Genomic DNA, 19,403 nt, shown 5'->3' on the forward strand with positions numbered 1-19,403 from the left:
AGGAGGGATACATATGGATCGTATGTTCAGAGTATTAGGTTTCTGGACAGGGATTTTTACTGTCATGTTCTACTTAGGTCATATGGAGACCGTGTCTTTAATATTTTTATGTCAGACAGGATTCTTCTTATTGTTAAGCTATTTAAAACTATCTGAGCGTATGTATATTTACGTTTTCGGCGCATACTTAACTGTTTTCTTTGCTGGATTTACGTATTATACTACTTTCTTGATGGTACCAGGTGCTGGTCATTAATTATCATTATAAAAAACGGTGGACATTCCACCGTTTTTTATTTTTCAAAAATATTCCTGTCTGTAACTTCAGTCCCTTTTTCTTGCAAGACAATATGAAAATAAGAACTCATTCCTGGCATAATTAAACTTCGTATCGCCCGATTTCTTTTGCTCTTCTCCGAAAAAGGGTTCGGATCATAATTATCTTCAAGTTCTTTGAGAATTCCCGCGGACACTAAAAACTCATCTTGTCTTTGTTTCTTAAGAAAATGTAATCCCAATTCTTCCCCTTTTTTAATAAGATGATCAAAGTGAATATGTGTCGTAATATCCATTTCCCCTGGATGTAATATTACATCTGAAATCATTTGATGTTTATAATAACCTCTTAGACTTCCCCTACGATGTTCGGGAAGTTGCCACTCTTCATTCGTATAACCATAATCAATCGTTGCAACAATTCCTTTTTCCACCGTATTTGAGATTTCATTTAGCATTACTTCCATTTGTAAAGGAATTTCAATCCGCTGATTTTCCAATAAAGACATTTGATTCGTTTCTAAAAAAGTGAAAATGTTGGGATTATGCAATGGTTCAAGTTTTTCAATCAATTGTTGTCCATCCCAACCAATCATTACTTCAAACAATTGCCCATTTTGCTTTTCGATTACATGCACTGGAAAAGCATCGAAAAGCTCATTTGAAAAAACGAGTCCATGAAACGGTTTTAATTCAGATAAATGTTCAACTTGGTAAACCCCTTCTCCAATTGGTAATATTTCTTCTTGTAATTTTTTATGGTAGGGACTAGTCTCAACAATATAATACGACAATGGAATATCCGTTTCATTTTTCCAAGTATCGAGAAAAGCTTTGGCAAATCGACCATTCCCTGCACCTAGTTCACAAACATAAGGGTCTATCCCATTATTCATCACTTGATACAAAAACCATTTGGAAAAAACGGCACCAAAAATCGGTGATACATTACTCGTTGTTATAAAATCCCCGTCCTTGCCTATTTTCACACGATCCCTCATATAATAACCTTTTAAAGGATGGTATAACGCAAGTTCAATGAATTGTGCATATGTAATAAGTTTGTTTTTCTCTTGGTTTATTTTTTCAATAAATATATTATCCATAATAACTCCTTTTCGAATTTACATCATTGACATAGTGAATACTTTATTATATTGTAAAATTAGTAGCTTAATTATATCCCCTCCCATTATTATGAAATGAACATCCCCCAGAAAAACCCTTCTCTTTAGGAGAAGGGTTTTTCTATTTTCGAAAATTATCCAGCGCAAGCGTCCTAGCCACTAAGTACAGGATGTACGAGTGTCTACAATGCGACAGGACGTCGCGCCATTGTCGACCAGTCTTCTTTAGCGGGGCTGATCAAGGCGCTCCCGCTTATCCTATTAAAACCCATTTAAAAATGGGTTCAAATCCATTTCATCTTCAATAATGGTTTCAGGACCGTGTCCAGAAAGAACAAGGGTATCCTCTGGCAGAGTAAGCAGCTTTTTGTGGATACTTTGTAACAATTGCTCATGATTTCCCCCATACAAGTCCGTCCGACCTATACTTTGATGAAATAATGCATCACCCGACACAACAATTCTTTCTTGCGCAAAATAATATGAGACACTTCCAGGAGAATGTCCTGGTGTTTCGAGTATGCTAAAATTAAACAGGCCGATTTGCAAGGTCTCTTCTTTATGTATGACAACATCTGCTTCCTTTACAATCATCGGTTGCATGAAAGATTGAGAACCATTTCGATACGGATCACCGAGCCATTTAGACTCTTTAGCATGTATGTAAACTGGGATTTGAAACGCATCCCTAATATAATCAACTGCTCCGATATGATCAAAATGTGCATGGGTTAAAAGGATTGCTTGGGGAGAAAGCTTCTTTTCCTTTAACCATTGATGCAGTTTCGACCCTTCCTCACCTGGATCAACAATTAAACATGTGCCATCATCTTCAACTAATATATAACAATTCGTTTGTAGCGGACCTAATGGAAGTCTAAACCATTTCATACCATCACCTCTTTAAATAAAAATTACTATTACTATTTTACACGATTAAATGAAAAAGAACAGGAAGATCATTTTAGAACATTTTTTTGTACACAAAAGTATCATTTTTTTGACCTCGACAAATACTAAAAAAAAATATAAAATAATACATGAATGCAATAATAAGGTACATATGAATTCAACGAATAAAATGGTAGGTAACTGCCTTATTACTTAATAAAGGGGGTAAAATATAATGAATGCTTTAATGATTATTTTCGCTTTAGTAACAATTCTTGGTGGGTATGGTACATTCACTGCTTTAAAAAATAAAAATTTACTAGGAATCGTCTTTGGTGGTGGAACACTTTTAGTATTCGGCTGGTTTACTATTATGACCATTCTTCACCACGGTTTTCCTACAGCGCATTAATAAAAAAAGACTACGCTTCGTAGTCTTTTTTTTATTCGCTTTTTCTAATTAGGGAGATTAATGAATGATTTTCAAGTTGCAAAAGCTGATCCAGTTGATAACCAATTAAGCATAGTTTTCCGTTCGGTGAGCAGGTAAACGGAACATTTTCAGTATGATCCAAAATGACTTCCGTTTTATTTGATGTTAAATCAAATGATACGAGCTGGAATCCCTCTCGATATTGATCCACTTCTTTACTTTCTAAAGGCAGCATAGTTAAAAAATGTTGTTGATCATCTATTAATCCATAATATGGGATTAACCATCCAGAATAATTTGTTAACACCGGAACCTTGTAACTATTGTGTAGATTATTTCGATCATCATCAATTTTGTAAATGGCTTGCTGTTCTGCCTGATTTATTTGAACTGTAAATTTTTTATCAAAAAAAGTGTCAAAATGAATGAGCTCTTCTTCTAGTATCTCTTCATCATTTTTTCCGTTTATTTGTACAAGTGGGGCAACTAATGAAATATCATTTTCATCCCAATCTAAAAAAGCAAGTTCATCCTTCCCCGTCCATTTTGCAAATGGTTTTCGAAGACTACTTTGTCGTAATTCCTTTTTATCTAAGTATAAAAAATAATTCGTGAAACTCCAATCCTCTTTAAATGTAGTTATAAGGAGTTGGTTTGGATCATTTTGATTCCATTCGATGACGATTTCAACCGATGGAAATTTCTCCGAATACAGATTTTCTCCTTCAATAGAGAGCACTGTGACATTTCCCTCATATGTAGTAGGTGAAGTATGTATTAATATATTTTTCCGATCAGGACTGATCATAGCAGAAACAATTGGAAACTGACTTTTATAAAGTAATTGATTCATTCCCATTTTCAAATGATACCTGTAAAGTTTCGTACTATCGGGCGAATTAGTCATATAAACGATTTCATCATTATTAAGCCATCCTATTGCTTTTGTAAATTCACTAGTAGAAACAGAAAAAGGTAATTGATATTCTCTAAAAAAAGAAGGTGCTGGAGCTTTCTTTAAATTATTTATTCGATTGATTTTTGAATGACTATTAGCTGAATAATGATTATCCTGTTCGCAACTGGTTAATAGGAAGAGGTTAAAAAAAATGATCAATAATCCAATCAATAAATATTTAGTTTTTCGTTTCATTTCCTCCTCATCACCTTTTTTAAGTCATTATTTAATCATACGAATAGAAGTAAGATATGTTTCAAAATCCTAACCATTAATACAAAATAGGAAAAAGCCGGATAAACGGCTTTTCCATAGACAATGAACCTATTTTAATCGATTTCCATCTGCAAAGACAAGTTAAAAATACTTATATTTTTTTAAATCTTTTACATATACAACGAGGCCAAAAAGATACCAAGAACATGCTCGTAAATCTCATCAAACTGTGATAGTGGTAAAGGATTTCTACCACTCCCCAATTCTAGGGTAAATCCGGGTTTTCGAAAATCTTGAATAAACCAATCTTTAAATCCTGCATGACTATCAATATAACGAATCGATTGATATCCACTAAACCTAGCATATTCCTCAGCAATCTTTTGGGATTCCTGCGGTTCAAGATTTTCATATCCCCAATAAAATTCTTTTCCTTGTGTATGAAAGGCAACCACTAGATCAAACTTTCGACTTTTAGCTAAATCTGCCATGGCTATTGCTTCTGGTTCAGTTAATGGAGCATCCCCTGGATAATCTCTTGGTGCAGGAGATTTCGCTTCTTTTCGATCTTTTTCAATTTGCCAATTCGCGGGGTATTGATTATTTAAATCAACCCCTCGAATATTTGCCTTCCAATCTTTAAAATCAGTACTACCACCATTCATAGCCATTACGTTTTCACGAACCTCAATTGGCGGTCCTTGCAAAACAAGATTAACCCCATCCGGATTCACCATTGGTACAATGGATAACTCTGTCTGTAAGTATAAAGGAACAGAAGACAATCCCCTCATATTTGTTCCATTCGTTAATGATAGTAAGTACGTATTCAGGAATTGCATCAGAATGGGTGTAGTGATCCATTCGTTCGCATGGAAAGAAGCATTCATATGAACTTTCTTTTTTCCTTTACCAATTCTAATTTCTTGTAAAGGCTTTCCAAGTACACTTTTACCAATTGTTTGAATGCTAATAAATGGATATACTTTCTTTAAATCATTAATATCTTTCAATAAGGACTCGAAGGAATAGGCTGTTTTTCCTAAAACAATAGGCGCTACTACTCGTTTTGGAATAAAAATGGTTTCGCTAATGGCAAGTTGATTCGCATTTATATTACTATTTAATAAAAGCAGGGCATCGACAGATAAATTTCTGGCAGCGGCAATTTTCCATAAAGTATCACCGCGTCTTACCTTATAAGGGATAATTTGAAATCCTGGTATTTTAACTTCCTGAGAAATCTTTAAGTCTGAAGGATTAATTGAGGGATTAGAGTTCAAAATTAAATTTAAAGGTACTAAAAATAAATGGCTATAATACCATAAAGTGTCACCTTTTCGAACTTGAACCTTCATATATTTCCTCCTTTCAAAACAAATACAACTACATTTTTCTAGACCATCACAAAATACTTATGTAAAAAATGAAAAATAATGACAAAAAAAGAAGCCAATCGGCCTCTTTCTTATTAGTTCATTGGTTTAGACTCCTCATAAAAACGAAGCAAATCACCATAAATGATCTTATCCGAAAACTCAAGTTCATTTTTTGATTTTTCCATATATGGTTCGCATAACTTTTTATCCGTTGGTTCTTCAGTATTCTTATCATAACAAATATCACGAGTATATAAATGATCTTTTGTAATAAAACTTCCATCTCTTAAAACAGTAAACTCCATCTTACCTTTTGCAAATAAATCTGAACCAAACTCGATATCCTTTTTCGTATCAATTCCTAAAAGGTGAAGAATTGTTGGTTTTAAATCAATTTGACCTGAAACAGTTGAAATCACTTTACCCTTTTGACCCGGGATATGAATAATTAAAGGAACACGTTGAAGTTGCGTGCTTACATAAGGCGTTACCTCTGTTCCTAAAAATTGCTCCATTGCTTTATTATGATTTTCAGAAATTCCATAATGGTCACCGTATAGAATGATAATTGAATCATCGTATAATCCTTCATCTTTTAAACGTTGAACAAAATGCTTTAATGCCTCATCCTCATATCGAACAGTAGGAAAATAATTGTTTAACGTGTTACTATCCGAATTATATGGTTCAATCAGTCGGTCCTCTTCACTTATATCAAAAGGAAAATGATTAGTTAAAGTTATAAATTTTGCATAATACGGTTTAGGCATTTCTTTTAAATGTCCAATGGATTGTTCAAAGAAATCCTTATCTTTTAATCCCCAACCAACTGAATTTTCCTCTTTAATATCATAATCAGTCATCGAGTAAAAACGTTCATATCCAAGGGATTTATACATAATATCTCGATTCCAGAAACTTTTATTATTCGCATGAAGCGAAGCAGTAAAATAACCATTCTTATTCAAAATTTCTGGAGTAGCATTAAACTCATTACCCGAATGTGTAAAGAAAACCGCTCCACGACTTAATGGATATAAAGAATTCTCTACAATAAACTCTGAATCAGAAGTCTTCCCTTGACCCGTTTGATGATAGAAGTTCTCGAAGTAATAGCTATCTTTAATAAAATCATTTAAAAAAGGCGTAATTTCTTGTCCATTTACTTGTTGGTTAATGACAAAATTCTGCGTAGACTCTAAAGAGATCAAGATAACATTTTTACCCTTTGCAATTCCAAACATATCTTCGTTCGGCTGGTCATAGCCTGCGCGGACATAGTTATCGATATCTACCAATTCACTGCCGTCAGCTAAAGCACGTTGAGCAGAAGACTTGGATTGTAAAAAGGCATCATAAATATGATAGTTATACGTTCCAATGTTTTTGACGAGCATTTCACGGTCGAATGTTCTCGTTAATAATTGTGGGCGCTCGGCTTCAGCTAATCCTAAATTAAAAAATGCAATAGAAATGGCAATTAAAAAATAGGCTCGGCGATTTGATTTGGATAAATCACGGTTCTTAATAAACTTAGGTGTAAACTTTATGAATCCCAGTAAAATAAAAAAGTCAGCAAAATATAAAAGATCACTGATACTTAATAATTCATTGACACTACTTCCAAGGTCACTCATATTCGATGTTTGAAAAAGGACTGGAATAGTTAAAAAATCATTAAAGAATCGATAAAACACGACATTTGCGTATAATACAGCTGATATTAGAAAACTGGTAATTAACACAAAGCGTTTTTGGACCTTTTCTTTCATTAAATAACCTAATCCAATAACAAACATTAGAAAGCTTAATGGGTTAATAAATAAGATAAACTCTTGCTTCCAGTTTTCTATTTTAATATCGAAACTAGTTTGATAGACAATGTATGTTTTAAGCCAGAGCATCACAATCGCCATACCAACAAACGACAGTTTTGGCCCCTTTATTTTATTCATATTTACCCTCCATGTTAAAACAGTTGGAAAATTCATTTTTTCTTTACTTTTTAAAATTTCTATGAAACAATCAATCACTATCTTAAACCTTAATTTACAAAAAATCAAACCGTCGTTAACGAACAAGTATTATAATGGGACATGATTTATCGATATTCAATATCCTTCTATATTAGACGTTTGAAAACTATTTTTGTTTCAAATTTGTCCGATTTCCTTTAAAAATACTTCTTAAGACTTAGACTATACCTTTGCTTTCTTCTCACGAAAATTGTTTTTATGAATTTGTACCTAGTAAAATTGAATTAATAAACACACAAGGAACTTCCTTTTCTTGAAGGGAGCTCCTTGTGCGTTTTTCCTCATATTATTTATTGAATTTATTTTTTATTAACCATGCAGCTCCAATAACTCCTGCATCATTTCCTAAGGTCGCAATAGCCAATTTTGTAGATTCTTTTACTCGTTCCATGCAAAACCTATCAAAATTTTCTTTAATGGCTTGTAAAAGTATTTCACCAGCTTTAGATACACCGCCACCTATCACAATTTTTTCAGGATTTAGCGTATTAGCAATATTAGCTAGGGTTAATCCTAGGTAAAAAGTGACACTTTGAATAATCATTTTTGCTGTATCATCACCATTTCGTGCACAATCAAAAATATTTTTAGCTGAGACTAAGCCTTCCTTTTTATACAAATCCGTCAACTCACTTGAATATAAACCTTCTTTTAGTAATTCTGTTGCTACTCTTACAATTCCTGTTGCCGACGCAATTGTTTCGAGACAGCCTGTTTTTCCACAATTACATAAGTAGCCGTTGGTTGGAACTGCTGTAATATGTCCGATTTCGCCTGCTGCACCACTAACACCTTGGACGATTTGACCATTAGCTATTACCCCCCCACCTACTCCTGTTCCGAGAGTTACGCAAACAAGATCCTTTGCACCGTTTCCTGCTCCCTTCCACATTTCTCCGAGAGCAGCACAATTGGCATCATTATCAACTACTGCTTGCAACGATGTTTCAATTTCAAGCAGATCCCTTAAGGGAAATGGCTTAGTCCAGCCTAAATTAACAGCGTTATATATAACTCCTGATTTTGTATCCACAGGACCAGGGGCACCCATTCCGATACCAATTAATTTAGTTTTTTCAACACCAAGGTCTAACAATTTCTGATCAATGGTTTTCGCTATATTAATAATAATATTTTTTCCATTATCAGCCTTATCCGTTTTAATCTCCCACTTATGGACTATTTCACCGTACGGATTAATAAATGCAAGCTTTGTGGTCGTTCCACCTAAATCAACACCTACAAAAAATTTCTCTGTCATTATTCTCACCTTAACTTATGACATACTTTTCCTTTTATCTTTCTCAACTTCTGCCTCATGTCTTAGTAATAACAAAGCCATCTGAAAGTCTTTTATATCGATAAGTTGGGATTGATATAATTCTTTCATTTCTTCTTCCATTAATTCGAGGTCAGCTAAACGGTCGCCTACATAAATAATGGTTCCATATTTTTTTAAAAATTGTTGAACATCATAAATTGTTTTCATTATATTGTCCTTTAGTAAGTGATATGAATACGAAGTATATTTCATTTAGAAGTATAACCGAAATGTTTATGCACCTCAATCAACAGATTGAATGTAGCTATTGATTTTATTTAAAAGCTCCTGATAATTTTTATTTTGAGGAGCCAACTCAATGGCCTTTAACACATGTTCTTTTGCTTTTTCTGTTTCTTGAAACTGAAGCAATAAAATGGCAAGATTATAATGCGCTTCATGGAACTCGGTATTTAATTGGACCGCTTTATTAAGATGATTCTTTGCTTCTTCAAACATTCCCTTTTGAATTTCAACATAAGACAGTTGAAAATAATAATGTTCAGAAAGGTTCTTTGAATTCTCTCCGAATTCGGTAAGTAATGAATACGTTTCATCATACTTCTTGTCATTAATATATTCCTGTGCTAATTGAATAATCGAGGCCTCACTTTGAAATTGAAGAGGTTTATGGTAACCGTAATATAAAGAAGAAATAGTGATGATTATTCCCAAACAAAGAAAAAGAAATTGTCTTAGAAATTTTCTCCTTTTAGGGAAGTCAACCATTCCCGTTGCAATAAATCCTCCTATTAACCCACCGAAATGTCCTGCTTGATCAATGTTTGGGATGGAAAAACCAATTGCAATATTTAATAAAAGAACGACAATGACATTCCGACCTAAAGTTCGGAAAAATAATTTAGGATAGACCAAGCCTAAATATAAAAGCGCCCCAAAACATCCATAAATCGCCCCACTTGCACCAGCAGATAAATTAGGGCTAAACATAAAACTTGCAACAGATCCGATAAACCCAGCGAATAAATAGATCCAAAAGAAACGTGCACTTCCGTAAATTCTTTCAACTGCTGTGCCTAAATAATATAACCCAAGCGTGTTCATCAATAGATGTAAAAATCCGATGTGAATAAAAATAGGAGCAAAGAAACGCCACCACTCACCCTCAAGTATTAGGGGATTATATTTAGCCCCAAACTGAATAAGAGTTGCAGTATTTTCACTTCCACCCTTTAATTCTAAAAGGATGAAAACGATGACCTGCAATGCCATAAAAATATAAGTGAAAATCGGTTTTCCAAAGGAAAAAAGAGATTTTTCTTCTTGTATTTTGTTAAACGTCATTTGGAGAGTGTTTCTTTTTATTTCCTCTACTAACTCAGTTGATAGTGGTTTATTTTCAGTATTAGTCATATTAATTTTTTTTGTAAAATTAGATTGCAAATCAGCGATTGCATCATTGTATGTAGATTTGGCCATAATAATCGATTGTACAATTGTATGGTCAAATTTATTTGTTTGTTTGATGAGATGCTCATAATCGTCAACAGGTGGATATGGACTTATGTAGATATTTAAGATATGAAGGCCTTTCTTAAACGTTTGTTTTCGAATTTTTTCCCCGTTATATCCAGTTGTTTGTATGTCCCTTTCAACCCAATTGCTCCAATCTAATGCATGATTGACTAATCGAATGAATGGTGCTTGTTTCGAATCTGGATTTTCAAGCCAAAGTTCATTTTGTTCTTTTGAAAGATGAAGGACACGATAATTTTCCTCTCTAACAAAATGATAGGCAAGTTCCCAAAATGTATATTCCTCTACCACAATAATTCTCCTCTCGCCTTATAGCTATCATCTATTATAAACCAAATAAAAGAAAAAGACCGCCATTGGTCTTCACCAATTGGACGGTCCTGAAAAAACAGTAGATATCATTCTTTTTCGAATACCTGGGATATTCATAACTAATCGAACGATGATTTTTCTTAAATACCCTGTTCCTAAAATCATGTTCATTAATCGATAACGATAGCGAAAAACTGTGTATCCTAAAGTACCAATCATAATAATAGATGTGAATAATCTTGTCATATCCATCCCTCCTAACTGTAGTTTGGGAAGGTAGGTAGGATTTTATCCAAACAAATGAAGATACTTATAAAGCAATGAATAAATAAGTTAGAATGGCTAAACTTGGGGCTAAGAAACTAGATAAAAAATTCACTCCATCATTGTTTAAATAGTGTAACCCCCGTATTATTTTTGCCTTTTCACCACAATGGTTAGGTCTTTCTATTTCCATGAAGCAAATTTCACAACGATAAATTCTTTGGAAATAGGCTCCTAGAAAGGTATCCATTCCATTTCCGACGATTGCGAAGGCTAAAATGATCCATAGTATATTTAACGAAATAGAAAAGAAGATATACCCTGAAAGAATGATTAAACCTATTCCCAATAAGGCAGCAACTGTACCTAGTAAACTAATCGCTCCAGATGTTCCTTTACTGACTACTTTAAAATTTCGAATCGATACCGGAAGTCGTCGACTTAAAGGACCGATTTCAGATGACCAAGTGTCACCTGTAGCACTTGCTATCGAAGTTATAAACGCCAATAGCCAAATCGTTTGATTGGTGAAATAAAACAATAAACTCGCTAAGGCTGCAACCCCTCCGTTTGCTAATACTTGAACCCAATCCCTTTGGCTCCCTTTTTCCATTTTCTCCTCTATCACTTTTTTTTGCTGACCTTTAAAAACCGACCAAAAGCTAGATGTTCCGAAAAAGATTCCGAGTAGTATAAGACCCTTTATTTCAAATCCAATATAGATACTAGCACCAACAAAAAATGATGCAAAAGCTCCAGATTTAGAGAGAGCTCGAATCTTGTACGCTTCCCTTGATCCAATTGAAAGGACAAATAGAACGATTATTTTAGTAATCATCGATTCTAAAATTCTTATCATTCGTTATAATTTTCGAAACAGGAATATCATGCTCTTCAATCGGGAGGTCATCCTTCAATTGGATGGAGAAGGCAATTGAGATAGTGTTACCTTTATATTTTGTTAAAAATCGGTCATAATAACCTCCTCCGAATCCTAAACGATAACCTTGAAGGTTATATGCAAGCCCTGGAACAATTAATAAATCGATTTGGTCAGCTTCGACTTTCTCTGTTTTATTTATAATTGGTTCAAAAAGTCCATAATAAACAGTTTCAAGCTGTGTAAACTGACTAATTTTATGAAAGCTCATTTGTTTTTCTTTTGGATGACATTTTGGTACAACTACAATCTTATTTAGCTCCCAAGCTTTACGAATAATTTGGTATGTATCTACTTCTGGATGGTTGGATATAGTAACCCCTATCATTCTCGCTTCTTTCCATAATGGTTCTTCAAATAGTCGACAGGCAATTTCATAGGAGTATTGTTCATGCTCAGGTTTGGACAACTTTTTCAGGTCGTTAAGCACTTGTATTCGATACTCTTTTTTATTCATCGCGACTCGCAACCCTTCAAAAAATATTTTATTATTATAAAATTTATTTTTAAATGCACAAAAAAAGCAGTAGGATATCCCACTGCTTATTTTGTTTCACGGTGTGTAGTTGTGCGTTTCTCTCTTGGGCAATATTTCTTAAGCTCAAGACGATCTGGGTTGTTACGTTTATTTTTGTTTGAAATATAGTTACGCTCTCCACATTCAGTGCAAGCTAACGTAATATTTACACGCATTATATTTCCCTCCAAACGATAAAAGCTAGTACGTTTTTACGACTTTTCTATAATATCATTTATTTAAAGGAAATGCTAGTGTGTTTTTTTAAAAGCGTTGTATTTAGTTTAGATAATTCACTCTTTGCTTCCCCTTGAATCGTCCATGTAGAAGCCTTTTTTGTCTCATTCGAAGGAATAGAAAGATTTAAAGTAAATAAACTTACCGCCAATCCTTTAGCCATTGGCTGATATTTTAAAATTCCTTTTTCTTTACATGTCCACATATTATCTGTATTCATCGTCCAGAATGGTTGGATGGTGGCTTGTTGCATCAATTGATCTTCATAATGTCCATTAACTAAAAATACCTTTTTATTGGCTAAATGAAAAATAACCTGCTCTGAAGGAGAGATAAAGGTAAAGTGATCTTTTGATGCTTGCACATAACGATGCATGATGATTAATTTCATTTCTTTTGCGTATTGATTATGGTTTGTAATATAAATATTGCTTGACCTTACCTTGGAATGAATATGCTCATCCTTTACATTAATGGTTAGTTGTTCCTTTGAAATGATTTTTTCACTTTGATTGTACAACCAATAGATTTGGCTATTTACCCATATTCCAATCACCATTTTTAATTGTGATAACATTACTTCATCTTGTTGAGATTCCGCTACTCCCATTATTGTTTTCATATGTTCACCTTTTTTAATTTATTTAGTATTTAGATTGTGAATTTCTTTTTTATTCGAGGATAAAAGATGTATTTCTTCATACAATTGTTTCGTAAATTTTGCGATTTGTCTCCAATTATAGAGGTGACTCACGAGTTTCTTCCCGTTTCTTGCAAACTTTTTAGCAGTTTCTGGTTTATTTAAAATATAGTTAATCTGTTCAACCAGACTATCTACATCATTCATCTTCATAATAAATCCCGTTTCAAAAGGTTTAATTAATCTTCTTAGTCCACCTGTATTTGAAACAATGATTGGGCAAGTTGCTTTCATTGCTTCTAGTGCAACAATTCCAAAAGGTTCGTAACGACTGGGAAAGACAGCAGCTTTGCAATGTTTGAAAAAGAGATCCCTTTGCTCATCGGAAATAAAACCGATCAAGTAGACATTCTTTTCAAGTTCGTAATGTTTGATTAACTGTTCATATACATGATGCATCGGCCCAACCCCCGCAATGACAAAACAAAGATCTTTCCCCTTCATTTTTGCAGCCGCCTCAATAATTAAATCAAAGCCTTTTTCTCGTACTAGTCTGCCAATAGTAAAAATTATCGATCGACTTTCATTTTTTAAAAGGGGATGAAGAAGCTGAGAATTTTCTTTTATTTCCTCTTCCATTTCAATTCCATTTGGAATGACAGAAATTTTCTCATTGGAACAAGCGAAGATTTCTCCAACCTCATTTTTCATAAATTCACTACAAACAATGATATGAATGGATGCATGTATGAGAATGAACTCTTTATGATGTATAAATTGTTGAAGCTCTGTGTAAATACCTTCATTTCTTCCATACTCCGTTGCATGAATGGTAGTAATTAATGGAATATGCATTAATTTCGCTAAACATATGGCTGCTTCTCCAACTAACCAATCATGGGCATGAATGATATCATATTTATGAATATCATTTAAATCCAAAGCTTTTTGAATCATCGCTAGATTAAAACCGCCAATCCAGTTTAAAAATTGATCATCCATTCTATTTAACGGCTCTACCCTATGGATATGAATACCTGTCATATTCTCATAGTCGAGGTTTATCTCTAATGCTTTTGAGGTTATGACGGTAACCTCCACACCAATTTGCTGTAAATGAAAAGAAAGTCCTTCTGTATGTCTAGCCAAACCACCTACGATATGAGGAGGGAATTCCCAAGTAAGTAAAAGGATTCGTAATTTTTTTTGATTTAAAACATTCACTGCTAGATTCCACCTCCCACTTAAATTACGGCTATCTATTTTCTCTCATTCACATTTTCATAATAGCTATATGTACTTACATTCTGTCTCCAATCGGGCTTCCCGGTACTCATATTTTGGTATAAGGGTTTGACGCAATCTTTTCCGCTCAGTTTATGACTTGTCGGACATGCCATCGTAACAGCATTTGAACGGAGGATTGGGAAAAAGTGATTCGGATAAATTTTAAAGCCAATTTCAGTTACATACGTTCTTCCAGGCTTTACCCCTTTAACCACCCAACTTGATTGTTCTTCCTTTAAATAATATTCAAAATAGGAATGTGCATTTGAGCCATTAAAATGAAGATCTGTGACATCATAAATTCGAAATATAATGATTGATTGATTTACTTTTTCCTGAAAAAAGGACACAACCACTTCTTTCTGCCACTGAGCAATTTTCCAGTCTGAGGCTAATTTTTGATCCTTGGTCAATGTTAAAACTAAATAGTTCTTTCCTATGGAAGCCATATCTTCCATCATCAGTTCCCTCTTTTCAAAACTTATATGTATATGCTAAATCTATTCGAATTATTCCGATTTCCTTTAAATTAATGGTAGCACTGAACGTTCTCCCCCACAATGAACGCATATTGTCGTAATTTGCCTCATCAACCGACTCAAAAGCCTAGAGCCATAAAAAAATATTTCACATCTTATTCCTTCTAACTTTTCGACACATTTAACAATCTTTTTTATTTTTCTCATGACAAAATTACTCATTAATTTTCGTGAGAAATCGAAAATTGTTTTTATTAATGGTAGAATGGGGATAGAATTCGACATATTAAACGAGGTGCCATAAATGTTAAATATCATGATTGGGCTGTTAGTACTCTCCATCCTAATTATTCTGTTGTCTCTTTTCATAAAAGATCCTTATAAATCATTAAAAGAAGAGATTGATCAACTTACCCTACAGCAAGCACAAGATTTATACCAAATAAAGAAAAAGATTTCTATATTAGAAGAGGAACTATTAATGGATGGCTTTCATGCATCTAGTGGCTATACTGAACAACCAGCTTCACAAACCGTCGTTCACGATATTATCAAAAGTCAAGTCTATGCACTCGCACAGCAAGGTAAGACCATTGATCAAATTGCCCAACAATCCTCTCTTTCTCCAGAGAGCGTCTTAAGAATTCTAAATGAGAATAGAGGTTCTCAATATGAATAATCGAGCCTTTCGTTCGTTTGGTTTTGGGATATTATTCTCAGTTAGTATAATAGGCACTAGTTACCTTGTATTAGATAAGCAATCTGAAAAAACAGAGGTCACTGTTGAAGATGCTAAAAACACCTTAAAGAAAGCGGACTACCAAGTCTATACAACGAAGGAATTCGAGGAAGTTAAAAAGGAAATAAGAGCACAAATAGAAAAAGAAACAAAAGAAAATCAAGCGCAAAACAAAAATAAAGCAAAGTTAAATAATAGTCCGCAAAAAACAATGATTACCTATCATTTAGAAATCGTTAGCGGTATGACTTCCCAAGATATCGTTGACCGACTTTCAAAAGCAAAATTAGTTAAAGAACCCGAAAAACTACAAAATTATTTAGATGAACATCATTACAGCACAAAAATCCAATTAGGGGTGTTTGAGTTAACAAGTGAGATGAGTTTTGAACAAATTGCCAAAACCATAACAAAAAGCTAAGGAGTTTCCTTAGCTTTTTTCCCTAATTATTTAAATCATATCTCTTGCCTTTTACTAAATAAAAGACATGTTCAGCGATATTTGTTGTATGATCTGCTGCTCTTTCTAGATATCGGCTAATAAAAGAAAGTTGGGTTATTTGCGGAATAAATTCGGGATTATGAAGATTTAATTGCAATAAGTCCTGAATTGTCTGACCATATAAGAAATCCACTTCATCGTCCATTTCCGCTACTTTTTTCGCCTTTACTATATCCTCTTCATAATAAGCTTCTAATGATAAATTAAGCATTTCACGATTAATCTCATGCATTCTCTTAATATGCTCAATTGGTTTAATTAGTGGTTCATTTCCAATTCGTATCGTTGATTTTGCAATATTCACTGCAAAATCTGCAATTCTTTCAATATCATTGGCAATTTTTATAGCGACAATTACCCTACGTAAATCAATAGCAACGGGCTGCTGCTTAGCAATCAGTAAAATCGCTAAATCATTAATTTCTTCTTCCAAAATATCTGCTTTCGTATCATCTTCCATAATTTTTAGCGCTAAATCAATATTTTGGTTTTCCAAGGCAATCACTGATTTTTCAAGGGCATCCATCGAAAAATTGCCTAACTCTATTAATTTACTTTGTAATTCTTTTAAATCTACATCAAATCTTTCTCTAATTGACATCAGAGCCACTCCTTCCATCGCCTATTTGTTTTATCCGAATCTTCCCGTAATATAATCTTCCGTTCTCTTATCAGATGGAGTCGAGAAAATCTTATTTGTTTGGTCATATTCAACTACTTCCCCATTTAAGAAAAAGGCTGTTTTATCGGAAATACGTGCAGCTTGCTGCATATTATGAGTGACGATGATGATACTAAAGTTTTTCTTTAATTCTTGAACTAGCTCCTCTACCTTTAATGTAGAGATCGGGTCTAATGCAGAAGTTGGCTCATCCATTAAAATCACATCTGGTTCAATCGCTAAACAACGTGCAATACAAAGACGTTGTTGTTGCCCACCTGATAAACCATATGCATTTTGGTGTAAACGATCTTTTACTTCATCCCATATAGCTGCACCTTTTAAGCTTTTTTCAACAATTTGGTCTAAGATTTTTTTATCACGAATACCATGGATTTTAGGACCATACGCAACATTTTCATAAATCGATTTCGGGAAGGGATTCGGTTTTTGAAACACCATTCCTACTTTTGTTCGTAATTCTTCTACTGTATAGGATTTATCAAAAATGTTTCGCCCACGATAAGCGATTTCTCCAGATGTTTTTACGGATGGAATTAGTTCAATCATTCGGTTCAATGTTTTAATATAAGTAGATTTACCGCAACCTGAAGGACCGATTATGGCAGTAACCTCGTTTTCATAAATATCAAGATCTATATTCTTAAGAGCATGGTTTTCACCGTACCATAAATTGAGTTGTTTTGTTTGATAAACAGTAGCCTTCTTTAGTTCCTGTTCCAAATCCTTCGTTTTCACATCTTTTTCAATCACAATATTCATATTTTTGTTACCTCCTTTATGATTTTAGAAGATATTAATAACGCTTTTGATATTTATTTCGAATAATCACAGCGATTGAGTTCATAATAATTAACATAATCATTAGGACAATAATTCCTGAAGCAGCGAGGGCATGAAAATCCTCTTGTGGTCGACTTGTCCAGTTATAAATTTGCATAGGTAAAACAGTAAATGTATCAAAAACCGTTTTAGGTAAAAAAGCGATAAACAATGGCAAACCTAACACAACTAGTGGTGCTGTTTCTCCAATCGCACGTGACAACGCTAATATTCCCCCGGTTAAAATCCCTGGAATTGCCGCTGGAAGCACAACTCGTACAATCGTTTGCCACTTAGTAGCCCCCATTCCAAATGAAGCTTCTCTTAGTTCTTTCGGCACAGATCGAATTGCTTCCTGTGAAGCAACAATAATTACCGGAAGTACAAGTAAGCTCATGGTTAGCCCCGCAGCGAGTACACTTGTCCCTAAGGACATCGCACGGACAAAGAGTGTTAAACCAAGTAGTCCGAAGACAATAGACGGTACACCTGCTAGATTAGAAATGTTTACTTGAATAAAATCAGTAAACCGACTTTTCTTTGCATATTCCTCCAAATATAAAGCAGTTCCTACCCCAATTAATAACGAAATAGGTGCGGTAACAGCCATTAGCCAAATCGTTCCAATTAGGGCTGTTTTAATTCCTGCCCGCTCTGGTTTTCTAGACGGTAAGTTTTGTAGAAATTCCCAACTTAAAAATCCTGATCCTTGGGTGAAAATTCGATAGATTAATATTCCTAAGATAAATAAGCCAAATAAAGTAGAAAGAAAGAATATCATTTTAAATATTTGATTCCAAACCAATCTAGGAGTCATACGGCTGACCACTTTGGAATGATCAATTAATTTCATTAATATTCCTCCCTAAAACGTTTTGAGATATATTGCGCTAGTAAATTCATTACTAGAGTAAAGACAAATAAAGTCATACCTACCGCATAGATGCTGTAGTAAATGGTCGTACCGTATCCTGCATCCCCTGTACTAACTTGAACAATATAAGCTGTCATTGTTTGAATCGAATGCGTTACATCTAAACCTAAAGTTGGTGTAGATCCACCTGCAACTGCAACAATCATTGTTTCACCAATCGCTCTTGAAATCGCCAATACAATTGATGCCACAATCCCAGATATAGCAGCAGGAAGAACAACTTTCATTGAAACTTCAAATTTCGTTGACCCTAATGCAAGGGCACCTTCCCTCATGGAATTTGGAACGGATGACATTGCATCCTCAGAAAGAGAAGCAATCATCGGAGTGATCATAATCCCAATCACAATTCCAGGACTTAATGCATTAAATATTTCCAAAGAAGGTATCCACTCACGTAAAACTGGTGTTACGAACGTTAATGCAAAAAAACCATAAACAATTGTCGGAATCCCTGCAAGAACCTCTAATATTGGTTTTATTATTCTTCTTGTTCGATCAGATGCATATTCACTTAAAAATACAGCTGATGCAACCCCGATTGGAACCGCTACGATAACAGCAATCAATGTAACTCTCAAAGTACCTGAAACTAACGGTAATATTCCATATGACCCATTTGATTCCGAAAATGGGTACCATTTTTTAGATGTAATAAATTCAATGATTGAAACCTTTGTAAAAAAAGTAAACGTTTCAAATATCAATGTGAAGACTATACCAAACGTAGTTAACACCGAAATGATAGCTGTAATTAATAGAATTGTAGGTATCATTTTCTCGATAGATGAATGAATATTTTTTTTTCTTTTCTTTTTCTCTATCATTTCTTGTACAGATAATGATCGATTTTCTAATGCCATAAAGTAAACCCCCCCTAGTCAAATGACAAGATGAGAAGCATATTTTAGACG

General features: G+C 34.0%; 23 protein-coding genes. 4 read left to right on the forward strand and 19 right to left on the reverse strand.

From position 1 onward, the window contains the following. Positions 1-13 precede the first annotated feature (13 nt). Positions 14-256 carry a DUF2626 domain-containing protein gene (locus ACFSO7_RS18990; protein WP_377878937.1) on the forward strand — a complete coding sequence of 81 codons (243 nt, stop codon included), beginning with the start codon at positions 14-16 and terminating at the stop codon, positions 254-256. A gap of 37 nt (positions 257-293) precedes the next feature. Here ACFSO7_RS18990 and ACFSO7_RS18995 read toward each other — a convergent pair whose 3' ends face one another. After that, positions 294-1,382, reverse strand: a complete 1,089-nt coding sequence (locus ACFSO7_RS18995) for a class I SAM-dependent methyltransferase (protein WP_377878938.1) — start codon at positions 1,380-1,382, stop codon at positions 294-296. Positions 1,383-1,664: 282 nt separating this feature from the next. After that, on the reverse strand, positions 1,665-2,294 hold the full coding sequence (locus tag ACFSO7_RS19000) for an MBL fold metallo-hydrolase (protein WP_377878939.1): 630 nt from the start codon (positions 2,292-2,294) through the stop codon (positions 1,665-1,667). Between the two features lie 235 nt (positions 2,295-2,529). Here ACFSO7_RS19000 and ACFSO7_RS19005 point away from each other — a divergent pair, with 235 nt between their 5' ends. Then, complete coding sequence (locus ACFSO7_RS19005) at positions 2,530-2,706, forward strand: DUF2759 domain-containing protein (RefSeq protein WP_377878940.1); 177 nt, start codon at positions 2,530-2,532, stop codon at positions 2,704-2,706. A 31-nt stretch (positions 2,707-2,737) separates the two neighbouring features. Here the strand turns inward: ACFSO7_RS19005 and ACFSO7_RS19010 are convergent, their stop codons facing one another. The 13 genes from ACFSO7_RS19010 to ACFSO7_RS19070 form a co-directional block, all read right to left on the reverse strand. Continuing rightward, positions 2,738-3,880, reverse strand: coding sequence for a YqgU-like beta propeller domain-containing protein (locus tag ACFSO7_RS19010; RefSeq protein ID WP_377878941.1), 1,143 nt, complete (start codon positions 3,878-3,880; stop codon positions 2,738-2,740). A 191-nt stretch (positions 3,881-4,071) separates the two neighbouring features. After that, positions 4,072-5,259, reverse strand: a complete 1,188-nt coding sequence (locus ACFSO7_RS19015) for a M14 family metallopeptidase (RefSeq protein WP_377878942.1) — start codon at positions 5,257-5,259, stop codon at positions 4,072-4,074. Positions 5,260-5,372: 113 nt separating this feature from the next. Beyond that, entirely contained in the window at positions 5,373-7,235 is a 1,863-nt protein-coding gene (locus ACFSO7_RS19020) for an LTA synthase family protein (protein WP_377878943.1), read from the reverse strand. A 367-nt stretch (positions 7,236-7,602) separates the two neighbouring features. Continuing rightward, positions 7,603-8,577, reverse strand: coding sequence for an ROK family glucokinase (locus ACFSO7_RS19025; RefSeq protein ID WP_377878944.1), 975 nt, complete (start codon positions 8,575-8,577; stop codon positions 7,603-7,605). A 15-nt stretch (positions 8,578-8,592) separates the two neighbouring features. Then, positions 8,593-8,805 (reverse strand): YqgQ family protein, encoded by a 213-nt coding sequence (locus ACFSO7_RS19030; RefSeq protein WP_377878945.1) that lies wholly within the window; start codon positions 8,803-8,805, stop codon positions 8,593-8,595. Positions 8,806-8,880: 75 nt separating this feature from the next. After that, positions 8,881-10,425, reverse strand: a complete 1,545-nt coding sequence (locus ACFSO7_RS19035; protein WP_377878946.1) for a rhomboid family intramembrane serine protease — start codon at positions 10,423-10,425, stop codon at positions 8,881-8,883. Between the two features lie 72 nt (positions 10,426-10,497). Next, positions 10,498-10,692: a hypothetical protein gene (locus ACFSO7_RS19040; protein WP_377878947.1), complete on the reverse strand. Its 195-nt coding sequence runs from the start codon at positions 10,690-10,692 to the stop codon at positions 10,498-10,500. 64 nt (positions 10,693-10,756) lie between these two features. Continuing rightward, positions 10,757-11,548, reverse strand: coding sequence for a DUF92 domain-containing protein (locus ACFSO7_RS19045; protein WP_377878948.1), 792 nt, complete (start codon positions 11,546-11,548; stop codon positions 10,757-10,759). Beyond that, a complete protein-coding gene (locus tag ACFSO7_RS19050) occupies positions 11,538-12,107 on the reverse strand; it encodes a 5-formyltetrahydrofolate cyclo-ligase (protein ID WP_377878949.1) in 570 nt (189 codons plus the stop codon). The genes ACFSO7_RS19045 and ACFSO7_RS19050 overlap by 11 nt, the downstream gene beginning before the upstream one ends. 86 nt (positions 12,108-12,193) lie before the next feature. Continuing rightward, complete coding sequence (rpmG, locus tag ACFSO7_RS19055; protein WP_377878950.1) at positions 12,194-12,343, reverse strand: 50S ribosomal protein L33; 150 nt, start codon at positions 12,341-12,343, stop codon at positions 12,194-12,196. A 59-nt stretch (positions 12,344-12,402) separates the two neighbouring features. Further along, complete coding sequence (locus ACFSO7_RS19060) at positions 12,403-13,026, reverse strand: hypothetical protein (protein ID WP_377878951.1); 624 nt, start codon at positions 13,024-13,026, stop codon at positions 12,403-12,405. Between the two features lie 18 nt (positions 13,027-13,044). Next, the gene (locus ACFSO7_RS19065) at positions 13,045-14,268 is read right to left on the reverse strand and encodes a glycosyltransferase family 4 protein (RefSeq protein ID WP_377878952.1); all 1,224 of its coding nucleotides are present in this window, start codon (positions 14,266-14,268) and stop codon (positions 13,045-13,047) included. A gap of 35 nt (positions 14,269-14,303) precedes the next feature. Then, entirely contained in the window at positions 14,304-14,792 is a 489-nt protein-coding gene (locus ACFSO7_RS19070; RefSeq protein ID WP_377878953.1) for a DUF4912 domain-containing protein, read from the reverse strand. A gap of 322 nt (positions 14,793-15,114) precedes the next feature. On the opposite strand from ACFSO7_RS19070, the gene ACFSO7_RS19075 reads away from it, so the two are divergent. Then, positions 15,115-15,489 carry a helix-turn-helix domain-containing protein gene (locus ACFSO7_RS19075; RefSeq protein WP_377878954.1) on the forward strand — a complete coding sequence of 125 codons (375 nt, stop codon included), beginning with the start codon at positions 15,115-15,117 and terminating at the stop codon, positions 15,487-15,489. Next, positions 15,482-15,970: a hypothetical protein gene (locus ACFSO7_RS19080; RefSeq protein WP_377878955.1), complete on the forward strand. Its 489-nt coding sequence runs from the start codon at positions 15,482-15,484 to the stop codon at positions 15,968-15,970. The genes ACFSO7_RS19075 and ACFSO7_RS19080 overlap by 8 nt, the downstream gene beginning before the upstream one ends. Positions 15,971-15,992: 22 nt before the next feature. On the opposite strand, the gene phoU is transcribed toward ACFSO7_RS19080, so the two are convergent. The 4 genes from phoU to pstC are packed head-to-tail and all read right to left on the reverse strand — an operon-like array spanning position 15,993 to position 19,352. Continuing rightward, the gene (gene phoU, locus ACFSO7_RS19085) at positions 15,993-16,652 is read right to left on the reverse strand and encodes a phosphate signaling complex protein PhoU (protein WP_377878956.1); all 660 of its coding nucleotides are present in this window, start codon (positions 16,650-16,652) and stop codon (positions 15,993-15,995) included. Between the two features lie 30 nt (positions 16,653-16,682). Beyond that, positions 16,683-17,495 carry a phosphate ABC transporter ATP-binding protein PstB gene (gene pstB / locus ACFSO7_RS19090; RefSeq protein ID WP_377878957.1) on the reverse strand — a complete coding sequence of 271 codons (813 nt, stop codon included), beginning with the start codon at positions 17,493-17,495 and terminating at the stop codon, positions 16,683-16,685. 34 nt (positions 17,496-17,529) lie between these two features. After that, positions 17,530-18,408, reverse strand: coding sequence for a phosphate ABC transporter permease PstA (gene pstA, locus ACFSO7_RS19095; RefSeq protein WP_377878959.1), 879 nt, complete (start codon positions 18,406-18,408; stop codon positions 17,530-17,532). Then, positions 18,408-19,352 carry a phosphate ABC transporter permease subunit PstC gene (gene pstC, locus ACFSO7_RS19100; RefSeq protein WP_377878960.1) on the reverse strand — a complete coding sequence of 315 codons (945 nt, stop codon included), beginning with the start codon at positions 19,350-19,352 and terminating at the stop codon, positions 18,408-18,410. The genes pstA and pstC overlap by 1 nt, the downstream gene beginning before the upstream one ends. Between the last annotated feature and the right edge of the window lie 51 nt (positions 19,353-19,403).

The organism is Bacillus sp. CGMCC 1.16607, from assembly GCF_042683745.1.
Lineage (GTDB): Bacteria > Bacillota > Bacilli > Bacillales > Cytobacillaceae > Pseudoneobacillus.